1 protein-coding gene and 1 pseudogene are annotated in these 1093 nt (G+C 63.0%); one reads left to right on the forward strand and one right to left on the reverse strand.

From position 1 onward, the window contains the following. Positions 1–128: 128 nt before the first annotated feature. Positions 129–314: pseudogene (locus FS320_RS43935) on the forward strand (IS3 family transposase); the annotation flags it as partial. A gap of 18 nt (positions 315–332) precedes the next feature. Here the strand turns inward: FS320_RS43935 and FS320_RS43940 are convergent. Further along, the coding region (locus FS320_RS43940) for a transposase (RefSeq protein WP_210252268.1) at positions 333–1093 on the reverse strand (761 nt) is incomplete at its 5' end.

Consider the following 1093-nt stretch of genomic DNA (forward strand, 5'->3'; position numbering starts at 1 on the left):
CGGAGAGAATCATCGACGATGGCGGGAGCGCCTGCACGGCGAGAGCGTGGCTCAGGCCGCGACGGCAGGGCATCAGCTAGGGAATTTTCGAGGCCCACAATCAGGCAGTATTCACCGCCCTATGACAGCTGGTCGCGGAGGGCTTCACGGTCGGACGCCTGCATGTTGCCACCCTGATGAAGCGGATGGGCATCGAGGCGCTCTATCGCAAACCCAACACCTCCAAACCGGCGCCAGGACATCAGATCTATCCTTATCTGCTGCGCAAGCTGTCGGTGACGCGCCCCAATCAGGTGTGGGCCATGGACATTACGTAGATACTGTCGGCGAATTCAGGCAATCGGCGCCAAGGCGGCAAAGCGGGTCACGCGCGTTGTGGCCCGGGGTGATCCATCCAGCCAGTGCACAATCCGCGAGACGTTCATCGCAGCCGCCGAACACACCTCTTGGAGGCCGGTCTTCAGCAACCCGATATACCGGCTCCGTCGCATCCCGAACGCCCGCACGCCCTGTGAGAGCGTGCCCTCGACCCCGGCGCGGACATGATATCGCTTTTTCCAGTCGGGGTCGCGCATGCGGGCCCGTGCGGCGCTCAGCGCTTCGTATTCCTCGCGCAGGTGGAAGTAGACGGAGCGACGCGCGTCCTTGGCTGGTGTGCACAACGCTCTGGCGGCGCAGGCCCCACAATCCGAGCGGCTGCAGCGAGCATGGATACGCGGGCTTCCGTCCTCGCTACGCGCAACGCGCCAGGTTACGGAGATCTTGCCCTGCGGACAGGTCACCTGTTCGTTCTCCCAGTCAACGGCAAATCGGGGCATGTCGTATCCTTGGCTCATGCGGGATTGCCAGCTCGATACGCCCCGCACCGGTCCCTCGAGCGAGATGCCGTAGTCCCGCCGGCTGCTGACCAACAAGGCCGCATCAACGTAGGCTGAGTCCACGAAGTGCTCAGAAGGCAGGAGGCCCTTAGCCGTTCTTATGCACGAGAGGGCTGGAGAGGGCTGGCGGATGTAGCTTAAGCGCTTGAAGCAGCGTAGGATTTGGTTGCTGAGACCAACCCCTGCCACCGATTGCACTGTGCCACACCCGCCAT

It is taken from the genome of Microvirga tunisiensis, assembly GCF_009296175.1.
Lineage (GTDB): Bacteria > Pseudomonadota > Alphaproteobacteria > Rhizobiales > Beijerinckiaceae > Microvirga > Microvirga tunisiensis.